Origin of the sequence: Hamadaea sp., assembly GCF_013362815.1 — a bacterium.
Lineage (GTDB): Bacteria > Actinomycetota > Actinomycetes > Mycobacteriales > Micromonosporaceae > Hamadaea.
Window position 1 is genome coordinate 138,331 of record NZ_JABFVK010000004.1, and the last position, 12,885, is coordinate 151,215.

A 12,885-nucleotide genomic window follows, 5' to 3' on the forward strand; every position below is an offset into this window, starting at 1 on the left:
CCCTGGGGAGTAGTCAGAGCTTGACGGGATCGGAGCAGAAGAGGTGCTGGACCGAGGTCGTCGAGCTCAAATGTGGCAGCGTCTCGTCGGCGGCGAGTCCCTTCGCCTCGGCCGCCCGGACGACGCCCACGCAGAACACGACCTGCTCGATCGGGTCCGGCAGCTTGATCGTGCCGTCCCCATAGTCATCGCCGTAGGGATGGCGACGCTGGAGTGGCAGCGCGAGGGTCACCTGCTCGTCGACCGACTCGCCGGGCGGGAGCTTCGTGACGCCGACCCGCGCCGCCTGGGCCCAGCTCACCTTGTCGGTGTCGGGCATCGCGTACGCCCGGCGGCCGATCTCGACCAGATGAGTCCCACTGCGGCCCACCACATAGACGGCGTCCGTCCCCGGTACGCGATCGAGCACGAGCACCTCGTCCGCAGACTTGTTGGTCAGCTGATACGAGATGTGGATCGTCTGTCCCTCGACGGCGACCTTCGCGGTGAACGCGATGGCCGGTGGCGTACCGGACGCGGGCGGGTCGGCGGGCTCGGCCGGAGCCGCCGAGCAGCCGCCCAGCAGCGCGGCGAGCCCACCGGCGAACCACCGCCTAGTACGCGTCACGGTGCGGTGCTCCCATCTCCTCGCGAAGGCCGTTCTCCGTCAGCTCGAAACGGTGCTTCGAGTAGATGTTCGTCGGCGTGTTCGGGTCGCCGTCCTCGTCGATCGGCAGACCCGCCGCTTCGCGCTCCCGGTTGGGCACACCCGGATTGTCCGGGCCGGAGTAGTCGCCGGGGGCGAGGGAGTCGTTCATGTAGTCGTAGACGTGCGCCATCTCGTGGTACAGCACGGCGACCGGCGGCCCGTCGACCGTCTGGCCGGTGCCCATGGTCAGCTGGTCGAGGTGCGGGTTGTAGTTGATGGTGTTGTCGCCGCCGGAGTGGCTGGCCGTGCTGTTGTTCGGGTCGGCGGGGTTGTTGTACTCCTTGATCGTCAGGGAGTCGCCGTCGTGGTGCCAGAGCCACCAGCCGCCCTCGGTCTTGTCGTGCCCGGCCTGCAGTTCGGTGAGCATCTGCTGACCGCGCGGCGACGACGCCAGCATGTCGAGATCCGCCTCGATGCGCGCCTTGAACTCGGGCGAGCCCTCGACGTTGATGAAGGTCTGGAAGTCCTTGATCTCGACGGTCACGTTCTGCTCGGCTCCGACGGAGGTGTCGTTCTTCTCGCCGAACACCTTGTCCTGACCGGTTCCGCCGTACGTCGTGTCGTTGTCGCGCCCGGCGTACACGACGTCGTCCCCAGCTCCGGCCCGCAGGGTGTCGTTGCCGCGGCCGCCGGAGATGATGTCGTTTCCGGCGCCGCCGTAGACGGTGTCGTCGCCCTTGCCGCCCTCGAGATAATCCTGCCCCTCGCCGCCGCTGATCTGGTCGCGGCCGTCGAGTCCGTAGACGGTGTCGTCGCCCATCCCACCGGAGAGGATGTTGTCGCCGAATCCACCGTCCACATAGTCTCGATCAGCTCCGGCCGACACCCGGTCGTTGCCACCGCCGGCCGAGATGCGGTCCCGGCCGTCCAGGCCCAGGATCGTCTCGTCGCCGTCGCCGCCGTTGATCACGTCGTCGCCCTCACCACCGAGCAGGGTCACGTGGACGTTGGTGCCCTTGGCCACGCTGATGGTGTCGTTGCCGTCGCCGCCGCGCACGACGATGTCGGCACCGGCGGGGAAGTAGTACTTCGTGCCGTTGATCGTGACGATCTGCTGCCCCGTCTTCGGGTCGACGCTGATCTGGACGTCGTCGTCACCAGTGCCGGTGTTCACGATGACCTTGTTGCCGTCATAGATCACGCCGGTCTCGGCGACCTCGGGCGGCATGGTGAACGGGTCCGTGGAGCCGTCGGCCACGTTCAGCCAGTTCGCGGCGACCTGCTGGAACTTCGTGCGGGCCTTCGAGAAGTCGCTGACGCAGTCCTGCAGCACATCGTCCAGATCGCCACGGATCTGCGCGCACCGAGTCATCGAATCGTGGATCACCTTCGCCTGAGCGTCGTCGTCCGGGCTGAACGTCAGGTGATAAGTCCCGTCATAGGTGAACTGGACCGCGACGACCTTGCCCCACTCCTCGGTGAGGTGCGACTGACTCGATCGCAGCGCGCTGGCCGCCTTCTCCAATGCGGCGGCCGCAGCGGTCGAGGCCTCCTCGGCGGCGTCGAGGTCGGCGATGAGCTTCTTGCGATGGTTGTCGAACGAATCGGCGGCCGGACCCTCCCACACGCCGTTGACCAGCGCCTTGGCCGCCCGGTCAACGTCGTCGGCCGACGTCTTGACGGCGGTCGTGACTGCTCGCCACTGCGTCGCGGCACTGTCGAGCTGATCGGGGCGCGCGTGCAGATCCCACACGTCGTTCGTGGAAATCTGCGCGGGCTTGGTCGTCGTCGGGCCGTCGGGGTCGGGCCTCACCATGCGTACACCTGCCTCCGGGCCGGTCCGTGCTCGGTCAGATCGGGATGTTGCGGTGATTGCGCTGCTGCTGCCGGGCCTTGGCCGCGGCGTCGTCATCAGCCTTCTTGTACGCGAACGCGATGCGGTAGAGCCGATCCATGTCGCCCTCCAGGACGGCGACGAGCCGCCCGACGGTGACGTCGGCGGCGTCCACGGTCTGGTCCTGAGCCTGGGCGACGGCGACCGCGCCGATGCTGTCCCCGAACGCGGTCGGGGGCACGGCCAGCGGGCCCTGTGCCGCCCGCCAGGCGTCGTCGATGTGCTGCGACGACCGCAGCATCTGGTCGGCCACCCTGGTCAGCTCGACGGGGTCGGCGCGCACTTCATTGGACACTTCTGGAGCGTATCGACGCCGATGGGCCGGGTCGACCCACGATTCGCCGCCTGTGGATAAGTCACTGTGGACAGTCCTGTTCAGGTGGCGTCTTGGTTGGGCGGCGTGTTTTGGATGCAGATCAGGGATGTGGGTCGAATACCGGCCGTTTTAGGGCCGATATCCGTGATCCGGTGCGCACCTTGGGGTCGCCGAGCGTCCACTCGGGCCGTCCGTCAGCCGACGCCGCGCAACCAGTTCCAGGCTTCGACGAGCCAGCTGATACGGGTCAGGTAAGTGACGCCGGCCGCCGCCCAGAACAGTCCGGCGACGGCATGCGACAGCCAGGCCGAGCGGCGTACGCGACCGAGGGTGCGCTCGAGCACGACGAGTCCCAGCAGACGGCTGAGGCCGAAGAGGAACGCGCCGACGACGAGGATCACGACGAGCGCCAGCGCAGCGCCCGCCTGGTCGCCCGAGACCGCCGAGATGGCGAACAGGCCCCAGCAGCCGACGAGCACCGCCGCGCCGATCAGGCTCCAGCGCCCGCCGCGGCGCAGTTGGCGCAGCCGCTGACGGATCGGGACCGTCGGCTGCTTCAGCGGGCCACGCGTGATGATCCCCGGCCCGCCGACTTCGGTCGACTCCTCGAAGGTCAGCGTCGGTTCACCCACCGACGCCGATCGGCCGACCGCCGCGACGCCGGGGGAGTAGCCCACGTTGCCCGGCGAAGGATGCATGTGATGCGTCGGCTCCTCCGCCGAGAGATCGATGGTCTTGTCCAGACCATTGCGCTTCTGCTCGCTCACGTGCCCTCCCCTGGCCCGACCGTGCGGCGACCCGAACAGCGTAGTTCTTCCCTGCGACAGTGCCACGGGCTACGGTCGGACCATGGAACAGGACGTCGAGCGGGGCCTCCGTAGCCTGGTCGGAGCCGGATCGTCGCAGGTCAGTGTGGTGGCCGCGATGCGAGCGCGCGACGCCAGCCGGCCCACGGACGAGGATCTGGCCGCCGCCGACGAGAATCTGCAGATCGTCCGCCGGGGTTGGGTGCCCCGGGACGAGCTGCCGCGCCGCTGACCGTGAATCCGGGTCCTACGGCAGTTCCGGGACGACCCGGGACTTCTCGTAGTCGGCGATCTGGGCGATGCGCCGGGCGTGCCGGGGATTCTGCGAGAACGGCGTCGCCAGGAACGTCTCGGCGATGCTCGTCGCCTCGTCGAGCGTGTGCTGCCGGGCGCCGATGCCGACGACGTTCGCGTCGTTGTGCTCACGGCTGAGCCGGGCGGTCTCCACGTTCCAGGCCAGCGCGGCGCGTACGCCCTCGACCTTGTTGGCCGCGATCTGCTCGCCGTTGCCGGAGCCGCCGATGACCACCCCCAGGCTGCCCGGGTCGGCCACGACGGCGGCACCGGTCGCGAGGCAGAAGGCGGGGTAGTCGTCGTCCGGGTCGAACGTGCTCGGACCGACGTCGACGATCTCGTAACCGAGGCTGGCCAGGTGGCTGACGAGGTGCACCTTGAGCTCGTAGCCGGCGTGGTCGGATCCCAGGTAGACGCGCATGGCGCTGAGTCTTCCAGTCGGTCGGCGCGCAAGGGTTGTCGGGGTGGCCGGATTTGAACCGACGGCCTTCCGCTCCCAAAGCGGACGCGCTACCAAACTGCGCCACACCCCGATACGCCGGTCCCGGCGTACGCGTCAGTTTATGCATAAGCCCGGCAGTCGCGCGGCACCGGTTCCCTCGCGTGGCCTCGCGCGAATCCCCAGTTGTCTCCCGAAGTCCGGATCATTTTCGCGAATCGCCTACGCGTCTCCGCCTCGGGCGTGACCATGAGTAGGTGACCAGTGACTCTTCGTGGCTGAGTGAGGTCGCCCGAGCTTTCGAGGGCGGCTGGTACGGCCCGCTCCTGGTCGCCCTGGCCAGTCTTGTCGCCGTGGTCCTCCTGGTACGCGCGACCGCTCCGGCGGTACGCCAGGCGACCATGACCCTGCATCGGCGTCGGCCCGCCGTCAGCCCGTACCCGGGCCGGCACGTCGCGCCGCCGGGGTGGAAGCCGGCGACCGGACTGATCCGGGGCGGACGGGGCGAGGTCGCGTGACCGATCGCGCCGTGCCCGCCACTTTCGGCGGACGCGACTCTGTCGTATAGGCGACCGTCGACCCTTCGGGGCGGCGGACTTCGTCTCGGCAGGCGTTGGATGTCTTCTCGACGGCATCGCTTCGTGTGAGCCGTCACAATCCCCGGTGGGGTTCAGTCCGTAGCAGCCGGACAGGGCTCCACCGGGCTTTTGTCCGGTTTGACGGGCTCTCCGGCGACCCCGGTACGCGTCCGCGACAACTACGCGGTGTGACATCTGCCGGGAACGTGCGGCCCGATGCGGGCACACGCCGATGTCTTCGCCTACACTCGACCGGGCTTCAAGTAGCCCTCGCCAATTTGCCTGCACGATTCAAGGAGTACGTCTGTGAAGAGCACCGTCGAGACTCTGAGCCCGACTCGGGTGCGGCTCGCCATCGAGGTGCCGTTCGCCGAGCTCGAGCCGAGCCTCATGAAGGCGTACCGGGAGATCGGCGCGCAGGTCACCATCCCGGGCTTCCGCAAGGGCAAGGTGCCGGCCCAGGTCATCGACCAGCGGGTCGGCCGCGGCGCGGTGCTGCAGGAGGCGGTCGAGGAGGCCATTCCGCAGCAGATCGTCGCCGCCGTCAAGGAGCACGACGTCAAGCTGCTCGGCCGCCCGGAGGTCGACATCCAGGAGTTCGCCGACGGTCAGCCGTTGAAGTTCACCGCCGAGGTGGACGTCCGGCCCGAGGTCGAGCTGCCCGAGCTGTCCACGATCGCCGTCGAGGTGGACCCGATCCAGATCGACGACACCGAGATCGACACCCAGGTCGACGCCCTCCGCCAGCGGTTCGCCACGCTGAAGACGGTCGAGCGCGCCGCCGCCGACGGTGACTTCGTCCAGATCGACCTCCTGGCGACGGTCGACGGCGCCGAGGTCGAGGGCGGCCAGGCGAGCAACGTCTCGCACGAGGTCGGCTCCGGCCAGCTGCTGCCCGGCCTGGACGAGGTCCTGGTCGGCCTGTCCGCCGGCGAAGAGCAGTCGTTCGTCACCCAGCTGGTGGGCGGCGACCACGCGGGCAAGGACGCCGACGTCAAGGTCACCGTCCGCACGGTCAAGGAGAAGGAGCTCCCCGAGCTCGACGACGAGTTCGCCGGTCTCGCCAGCGAGTTCGACACCCTTGAGGAGCTGCGCGACAACCTGCGCGAGCGGCTGACCCGGGTCAAGAAGGTCGAGCAGCTGTACGCCGCGCGGGACAAGGCGCTCACCGAGATCGTCAAGCTCAGTGGCGTCCCGGCCCCCGAGGGTGTGGTACGCGACGAGGTGGCCCAGCGCAAGCAGTCGATGGCGCAGGAGCTGGAGCGGGTCGGCGCTTCGCTGACGGAGTACCTCGAAGCCGAGGAGAAGACCGAGGAGCAGATCGACGAGGAGCTGGCTGAGGCGGCGACCGAAGGCGTGAAGATCCAGCTGGTCCTCGACGCCCTGGCCGACACCAACGACATCCAGGTCAGCGACGACGAGTTCGGCCACGAGATCGTGCACCGGGCCCAGCGTGTCGGCATGGCTCCCCAGGCGTACTACGACCAGCTCGTCCAGGCCGGTCTGGCCGCCTCCGTGTTCGGCGACGTCCGCCGGGGCAAGGCGCTCGCCCAGATCATGGAGAGCGTGATCATGAAGGACACCGACGGGAACGTGCTGACCCTGGATGATCTCCGGGGCGCCGGTGACGACCACGAGGGTCACGACCACGACTGACCGCGTACGCGCCAACGAGGGCGGCAGGGACGCGAGTCTCGGCCGCCCTCGTCGCGTTGATCCAGACGCCTGCGCCCACAGCGAACACCAGGGAATCTGGGAAGGGTTCGTCGTAGCGAGGAGTTAGGGTCGGCGTACGACACTTGAACATCAGAAGGGTTGGCATGAGCGAGCTTCACCTCCCACCGCAGATGCGGGGATCCGAGCCGAGCGGCCTCGGTCTCGACGACTCGATCTACAACCGTCTGCTCAAGGAACGCATCATCTTCCTGGGCAGCGAGGTCAACACGCAGGTGGCGAACCGGATCTGCGCTCAGCTTCTGCTGCTGTCGGCTGAGGACCCCGAGCGCGACATCACCATCTTCATCAACTCGCCCGGCGGCTCGGTCTACGACGGCATGGCGATCTACGACGCCATGCAGTTCGTCCCGAACGACGTCTCGACGGTCGCCCTGGGCATGGCCGCGAGCATGGGCCAGATGCTGCTGTGCGCGGGCACCCGCGGCAAGCGCTACGCGCTCAAGCACGCGCGAATCATGATGCACCAGGCTTCGGGCGGCATCGGCGGCACCGCGGCCGACATCGCCATCCAGGCCGAACAGATGATCTACACGAAGCGGCTGCTGATCGAGCTGATCGCGCAGCACACCGGGCAGTCGATCGAGCAGATCGAGCTCGACTCCGACCGGGACCGCTGGTTCACCGCCGAGGAGGCGCAGGGCTACGGTTTCATCGACCACGTCGTCGAGGGCGTGTCCCCGGTGCCGGTGGGGAACTGAAGGAGATAGGGATCAATGTCTGACTTCGCTCCGGTGACCAACCGGTACGTCCTGCCCCAGTTCGTCGAGAAGACGGCGCTCGGTGAGCGGGCGATGGACCCGTACTCGAAGCTCTTCGACGAGCGCGTGATCTTCCTGGGCGTTCAGGTCGACGACGCCTCGGCCAACGACATCATGGCGCAGCTGCTCGTCCTCGAGGCCCGGGACCCGGACCGGGACATCACGATGTACATCAACTCGCCCGGTGGCTCGTTCACGGCGATGACCGCCATCTACGACACCATGCAGTACATTCGCCCGGACATCATGACGGTGTGTCTCGGCCAGGCCGCCAGCGCCGCGGCGGTGCTGCTGGCCGCCGGTACGCCGGGCAAGCGCCTCGCGCTGACGAACTCGCGGATCATCATCCACCAGCCCGCCACCGAAGGCGGTTACGGGCAGGGCTCGGACATCGAGATCCAGGCGCGTGAGATCATGCGGATGCGCAACAACCTGGAAGAGCTGCTGGCCCGTCACTCGGGGCAGGATCTCGACAAGGTCAAGAAGGATATCGATCGGGACAAGATTCTGACGGCGGACGAGGCCAAGGACTACGGTCTGGTCGACACGGTTCTCGCCAGCCGCAAGAAGACGCCGCTCGCGGCCGTTCGGTAAAATCTTCTCCACAGCTCAACGCGAGTCAGGGAGCGTCCGTGGCGACACGCGAGGACGCTCCCTGACTCGGTGAAACAAGCCGACAAAGGGTAACGTCAAGTCGGCGTAGAAACGCTCCCCGTCACCGGCTTGGCCGAGCGGGTCGCGACAGCAGGGCCAACGGGCGAGGGAGAGTCGTAGGTGGCACGAATCGGCGACGGTGGCGACCTGCTGAAGTGCTCTTTCTGCGGCAAGTCGCAGCGTCAGGTGAAGAAGCTCATCGCGGGACCCGGCGTCTACATCTGCGACGAGTGCATCGACCTCTGCAACGAGATCATCGAAGAGGAGCTGGCCGGCGAGGACCAGATCCGCTTCGAGGAGCTGCCGAAGCCGGTGGAGATCTGTCAGTTCCTCGATCAGTACGTGATCGGGCAGGAGCAGGCCAAGAAGGCGCTTTCCGTGGCGGTCTACAACCACTACAAGCGCATCCAGGCCGACTCGGGCGGCCACGGGCACCGCGACGGTGAGGCCGTCGAGCTGCAGAAGTCGAACATCATGATGATCGGCCCGACCGGGTGCGGGAAGACGCACCTGGCCCAGACGCTCGCCCGGATGCTCAACGTCCCGTTCGCGATCGCCGACGCGACCGCGCTGACCGAGGCGGGATACGTCGGCGAAGACGTCGAGAACATCCTCCTCAAGCTGATCCAGGCGGCCGACTGGGACATCAAGCGGGCCGAGACCGGCATCGTCTACATCGATGAGATCGACAAGATCTCCCGTAAGTCGGACAGCCCGTCGATCACCCGCGACGTCTCCGGTGAGGGTGTGCAGCAGGCGTTGCTGAAGATCCTCGAGGGCACCGTCGCCAACGTGCCGCCGCAGGGTGGCCGCAAGCACCCGAACCAGGAGTTCGTGTCGATCGACACCACGAACATCCTGTTCATCTGCGGTGGTGCGTTCGCGGGCATAGAGGAGATCATCGAGAGCCGGACCGGCAGCGGCGGCCTCGGCTTCGGCTCGCACCTGCGGGCGGTCTCCGAGCGCAAGACCGACGACATCCTGGCCCAGGTCATGCCGGAGGATCTGCTGAAGTTCGGGATGATCCCCGAGTTCATCGGCCGGTTGCCCGTCCTGACCAACGTCCGCAGCCTGGACCGCACCGCGCTGGTCCGGATCCTCTCCGAGCCGCGCAACGCGTTGGTGAAGCAGTACCAGCGCCTTTTCGAGCTGGACAACGTGGCGCTGGAGTTCGAGCCGGCCGCGCTGGAGGCGATCGCCGATCAGGCCATGCTGCGGGGCACCGGTGCTCGCGGTCTGCGCGCCATCCTCGAAGAGGTCTTGCTCTCGGTGATGTACGAAGTGCCGAGCGACCCCAACGCCGAGAAGGTCCAGATCACCCGGGCAACGGTGCTGGAGAAGGTCTACCCGACCATCGTTCCGCGCGACTTCGTCGCCCGGCGGGCTCGGCACCGCGGCGAGGAACGCTCCGCCTGAACCGCATGATCCGGCGTCCCAATCCGCAGGAGATCACTCGCGGCCGGGAGCGCTCTCAGGTGTAGCTTCGACGGCATGTCTCCGCGCTGGTCGGTAGCGACCGTCTTCGCCGTCCACGGCTCCATCAGCGGCAGTCTCGCCGCGCGCATGCCGTGGATCGCCGATCACGTCGGGCTCGCGGGCGGTGGCGTCGGCAAACTCGGGTACGCCTTGGTCATGCCGGCGATCGGCGCGATTCTGACGATGCCCTTCGCCGGTCGTGTCGTGCACCGGCTGGGCGGCCGCCGGGCCACCCTGCTGTTGGTCAGCGGCTGGGCGCTGGCGCTGACCTTGATCTCCTTCATGCCCACGCTGCCCACGCTGGCGGCGGCGATGTTCGTTGCGGGCACCTTTGCGGGAACCGCCGACATGGCGATGAACGCCGAGGGCATCGCGGTGGAACGTCAACTCGGTCGATCGATCATGTCCAGTCTGCACGGTGGCTGGAGCATCGGCGGGTTCCTCGCGGGCGGCGTCGGCTGGCTGCTGGCCCACAACGACGTCTCCGGGCGGGCGAACTTCATCGGTGCCACCGTGGTCGCGATTTTGGTCGCCCTCTGGGCATGTTCCAACCTGCCGGCACAGACCCCGGCCGAAGCCGAGGAAGACGAAGGCGCGCCGAAGTTCGCCCTGCCCAAGGGACCGATCCTGATCATCGGGCTGGTCGGATTCGCCGCGATCTTCGCCGAGTCGGCGTCGGCGGACTGGAGTGCGGTCTACCTCGTGAACCAGCTCGGCGCGGGCGATGCGACCGGGGCCGTGGCGTACGCGACCTTCGCCGGGGCGATGACGTTCGGACGGCTCACCGGCGATGGCGTCGTACGCCGTTGGGGCCCGGTGCCGACGGTGCGCGCAGCGGGCGTACTCGGTGTCCTGGGTGGAGTGTTGATCGTCGTGGCGGGCGCGGCGGGCGGATCGCTGGCGACGAAGGTAGCGGCGATCGCAGGTTACGCCTTGGTCGGCATCGGCATCGCAGTAGTGGTGCCGCTCGCCTTCGCCGCGGCCGGGCACTCCGCCGACAGCGCAGCCAGTCGGGCCCATGCCATCGCCGGAGTGGCAACCGTGTCGTACGGAGCCGGTCTCGCTGCACCCGGCATCGTCGGCGGTATCGCGAACGCCACCTCGTTGACGGTGTCGTTCGTCGTCGTCACGGTCTTGATCCTGGTCATGACCTTGGCGGCACCGGCTTTGCGTTCCGCCGACGTCGGCCACGTACGCGATCACGAACCGGAGTCCGTCCCCGCCTGACGGCTGAAGTCGATCACCCGCTTAGGGAGTCGATCAGGGAGCCCCGGACGCGACACACCGGCCGAACATGCCCGATAGTTCATGATCGCGCGGAAAGCGCGGAAAGGTCGCGCGGAAAGAGCGGACAGGTCGCGCGGAAAGACCGGACGGGGCGAGCAGGCGAGCGCGTGTAAGGCGCGAGCGAGCGTCAGCGTTGGCGGATGAGCCGCCGGTCGTGCTCGCGAGGCGGCATGGTCACGAGCATCATGAACCGGGCCGGCGCGTCCGCCGGGTTCCCGTAGGTGTGCGTACGGTCGGCGATCAGGTCGATCGTCTGTCCGGCGTAGACGGTGTGCTCCTCCCCGCCGACGGTCACGACCAGGGTTCCGGCGAGCACGGTGATGACTTCGCGCGTACCGGGGCGATGGTCGTCGGGGGAGTGGTGCTCGTGCGGGGCGAGCCGCCAGTCCCACAACTCGGTGTCTTGCAGTCCCCGGAGCAGACGGGCGGTGCCGCCTCGGCCGCCGCGCCACAGTACGGGGGCCTCGTCGTAGTCGCTGACGTGGACAGTGCGGTCGACCGCCGGTTCCAGGAGCCGGGCGACCGTCACCCCGAACGCGTCGGCGACCCGGGACAGCGTTCCGATGCTCGGGTTGGTCCGGGCGCCTTCGATCTGGACGAGCATGCCCTTGCTGACGCCGGAGCGCCCGGACAGCTCGTCCAGGGACCACCCGCGTCCGGTACGCAGCGCGCGTACGTGCAGCGCCACCGCAGCGTTGAGCTCGTCCGCAGACGACACGGACGGCCCCGACGTGTCGACAACCACACTGTCCTCCACGGTCAATATCGTGATACCACTGCCGGTGTGTATGCGATCGTTTTCGCCGCCGCCTGCGCGCTGATCTGGGGCGCGTCGGACTTCTGCGGCGGAAAGGCATCGCAGCGCGCCCATCCGCTCTCCGTGACCGTGATCTCGCAGATCCTCGGTCTTCCGATGATCGCACTGATGGTGGTCATCATCCCCGGCACGCCACGCGGGTCTGACCTGCTGTGGGGCGCTGCGGCCGGCGTACTCGGGCTGTTCGGGATCGTCCTGCTCTATCGAGGGCTGTCCCAAGGCGCGATGGCGGTGGTCGCGCCGACGACCGCGGTGACCTCGGCGATAGTGCCGATCCTGGGTGGACTGCTCCAGGGTGAACGGCCGGGGCCGGCCGCGCTCGCCGGGGCGTTGTGCGCGGTCGCGGCGATCGGACTGGTCAGCCTCGCTCCCAGCCGTCCGGGCGAACCCGCGAAGGTGAGTGTCACCACCGTCGGCCTCGCCCTGCTGGCAGGCGCCTGTTTCGGCGGATTCTTCATCATCCTGGGGTTCGCCGGCGAGGGCGCGGGAATGTGGCCGATGCTCGGCGTGCGGGCCTCGTCGCTCGCCGTCGGCCTGCTCCTCGTGTGGCGAGCGGGCGCCCGGCTGCGGGTCACCGGCCGGACGACGATCCTGCTCATGGCCCTGGCCGGCCTCGGCGACACACTCGCGAACGGCTTCTACCTTCTCGCGGTCCAACGTGGCGATCTCTCGGTCATCGCTCCGATCGCTGCGCTGTACCCCGCCAGCACCGTGCTACTCGCGCTCTTCGTCGAGAAGGAACGCATGCGGCCACTGCAATTCGCGGGTCTAGGCCTCGCCGCACTCGCGCTCGTCCTCACTGCGACCTAAACCCTCCACAATGGTCACGGTCCGCGCATCATGCTCTTGACCAGCTTGTACGCCGAAAGGAGCGGGCGTCGATCGCGAGTGTGACGGGGGACAACCACCCCCGATTTGCGACCGGCGTTAGCCATCGCGTAATGTTCTCTCTGCCAGCGCGGCACGGACGAGAACGGCGGGGGTTACCTCGGCGGGAGGCCGGAGCGCGGAACACCTGAGTGATGCGGGCCCCGGTGTGGGGTGTGCGAAGTCGGTCGGGTAGGCTGGATGAGTTGCCCTTGATGCGGCCCGGCGGATTTGTCGGGTGGTTGATGGTGTGTGCTTGTTCTTTGAGAACTCAACAGGGTGCTTGTAAAGCCAGTGCCAAAGTAGCGGATCTCGCTTTCGAGTGAGGTCAGCA

Annotated in this window: 13 protein-coding genes, 1 tRNA gene and 1 pseudogene; 8 read left to right on the top strand and 7 right to left on the bottom strand. The window is 67.9% G+C overall.

Features of this window, described 5'->3' with window-relative positions:
- Positions 1-13: 13 nt before the first annotated feature.
- From HOV77_RS02225 to HOV77_RS02240, 4 genes are all read right to left on the bottom strand, one after another.
- Complete coding sequence (locus HOV77_RS02225) at positions 14-607, bottom strand: hypothetical protein (protein ID WP_290856776.1); 594 nt, start codon at positions 605-607, stop codon at positions 14-16.
- Positions 594-2,444 carry a M91 family zinc metallopeptidase gene (locus HOV77_RS02230; protein ID WP_290856778.1) on the bottom strand — a complete coding sequence of 617 codons (1,851 nt, stop codon included), beginning with the start codon at positions 2,442-2,444 and terminating at the stop codon, positions 594-596. The genes HOV77_RS02225 and HOV77_RS02230 overlap by 14 nt, the downstream gene beginning before the upstream one ends.
- 34 nt (positions 2,445-2,478) lie before the next feature.
- Positions 2,479-2,817, bottom strand: a complete 339-nt coding sequence (locus tag HOV77_RS02235) for a hypothetical protein (protein WP_290856780.1) — start codon at positions 2,815-2,817, stop codon at positions 2,479-2,481.
- 215 nt (positions 2,818-3,032) lie between these two features.
- Positions 3,033-3,605 carry a hypothetical protein gene (locus HOV77_RS02240; protein ID WP_290856782.1) on the bottom strand — a complete coding sequence of 191 codons (573 nt, stop codon included), beginning with the start codon at positions 3,603-3,605 and terminating at the stop codon, positions 3,033-3,035.
- Positions 3,606-3,693: 88 nt separating this feature from the next.
- Between HOV77_RS02240 and HOV77_RS02245 the strand changes: the two are divergent.
- A pseudogene (locus tag HOV77_RS02245) lies at positions 3,694-3,876 on the top strand (hypothetical protein); the annotation flags it as partial.
- 15 nt (positions 3,877-3,891) lie between these two features.
- Here HOV77_RS02245 and HOV77_RS02250 read toward each other — a convergent pair.
- Together HOV77_RS02250 and HOV77_RS02255 are read right to left on the bottom strand one after the other, a co-directional pair.
- Positions 3,892-4,359: a ribose-5-phosphate isomerase gene (locus tag HOV77_RS02250; RefSeq protein WP_290856784.1), complete on the bottom strand. Its 468-nt coding sequence runs from the start codon at positions 4,357-4,359 to the stop codon at positions 3,892-3,894.
- A gap of 38 nt (positions 4,360-4,397) precedes the next feature.
- A tRNA-Pro gene (locus HOV77_RS02255) sits at positions 4,398-4,471 on the bottom strand.
- Between the two features lie 163 nt (positions 4,472-4,634).
- Between HOV77_RS02255 and HOV77_RS02260 the strand changes: the two genes are divergently transcribed.
- The 6 genes from HOV77_RS02260 (at position 4,635) to HOV77_RS02285 (ending at position 10,807) form a co-directional block, all read left to right on the top strand.
- Positions 4,635-4,895, top strand: a complete 261-nt coding sequence (locus tag HOV77_RS02260) for a hypothetical protein (protein WP_290856787.1) — start codon at positions 4,635-4,637, stop codon at positions 4,893-4,895.
- A gap of 366 nt (positions 4,896-5,261) precedes the next feature.
- The gene (tig, locus tag HOV77_RS02265; protein ID WP_290856789.1) at positions 5,262-6,611 is read left to right on the top strand and encodes a trigger factor; all 1,350 of its coding nucleotides are present in this window, start codon (positions 5,262-5,264) and stop codon (positions 6,609-6,611) included.
- A 164-nt stretch (positions 6,612-6,775) separates the two neighbouring features.
- Positions 6,776-7,390 (top strand): ATP-dependent Clp protease proteolytic subunit, encoded by a 615-nt coding sequence (locus HOV77_RS02270; protein ID WP_290856791.1) that lies wholly within the window; start codon positions 6,776-6,778, stop codon positions 7,388-7,390.
- Between the two features lie 15 nt (positions 7,391-7,405).
- Entirely contained in the window at positions 7,406-8,044 is a 639-nt protein-coding gene (locus tag HOV77_RS02275) for an ATP-dependent Clp protease proteolytic subunit (protein WP_290856793.1), read from the top strand.
- A gap of 180 nt (positions 8,045-8,224) precedes the next feature.
- Positions 8,225-9,520 carry an ATP-dependent Clp protease ATP-binding subunit ClpX gene (gene clpX, locus HOV77_RS02280; protein ID WP_290856796.1) on the top strand — a complete coding sequence of 432 codons (1,296 nt, stop codon included), beginning with the start codon at positions 8,225-8,227 and terminating at the stop codon, positions 9,518-9,520.
- A gap of 75 nt (positions 9,521-9,595) precedes the next feature.
- The gene (locus HOV77_RS02285) at positions 9,596-10,807 is read left to right on the top strand and encodes an MFS transporter (RefSeq protein WP_290856799.1); all 1,212 of its coding nucleotides are present in this window, start codon (positions 9,596-9,598) and stop codon (positions 10,805-10,807) included.
- Positions 10,808-10,994: 187 nt separating this feature from the next.
- On the opposite strand, the gene HOV77_RS02290 is transcribed toward HOV77_RS02285, so the two are convergent.
- Positions 10,995-11,624, bottom strand: coding sequence for an XRE family transcriptional regulator (locus tag HOV77_RS02290; RefSeq protein WP_290856801.1), 630 nt, complete (start codon positions 11,622-11,624; stop codon positions 10,995-10,997).
- A gap of 27 nt (positions 11,625-11,651) precedes the next feature.
- Between HOV77_RS02290 and HOV77_RS02295 the strand changes: the two genes are divergently transcribed.
- Positions 11,652-12,494: a DMT family transporter gene (locus tag HOV77_RS02295; RefSeq protein ID WP_290856804.1), complete on the top strand. Its 843-nt coding sequence runs from the start codon at positions 11,652-11,654 to the stop codon at positions 12,492-12,494.
- Positions 12,495-12,885: the final 391 nt, after the last annotated feature.

Bases quoted from the DNA above. Each gene is read 5' to 3' on its own strand.
- HOV77_RS02230 (WP_290856778.1), bottom strand. From the start codon at position 2,444: ATGGTGAGGCCCGACCCCGACGGCCCGACGACGACCAAGCCCGCGCAG.
- HOV77_RS02250 (WP_290856784.1), bottom strand. From the start codon at position 4,359: ATGCGCGTCTACCTGGGATCCGACCACGCCGGCTACGAGCTCAAGGTG.
- HOV77_RS02270 (WP_290856791.1), top strand. From the start codon at position 6,776: ATGAGCGAGCTTCACCTCCCACCGCAGATGCGGGGATCCGAGCCGAGC.
- HOV77_RS02275 (WP_290856793.1), top strand. From the start codon at position 7,406: ATGTCTGACTTCGCTCCGGTGACCAACCGGTACGTCCTGCCCCAGTTC.
- HOV77_RS02285 (WP_290856799.1), top strand. From the start codon at position 9,596: ATGTCTCCGCGCTGGTCGGTAGCGACCGTCTTCGCCGTCCACGGCTCC.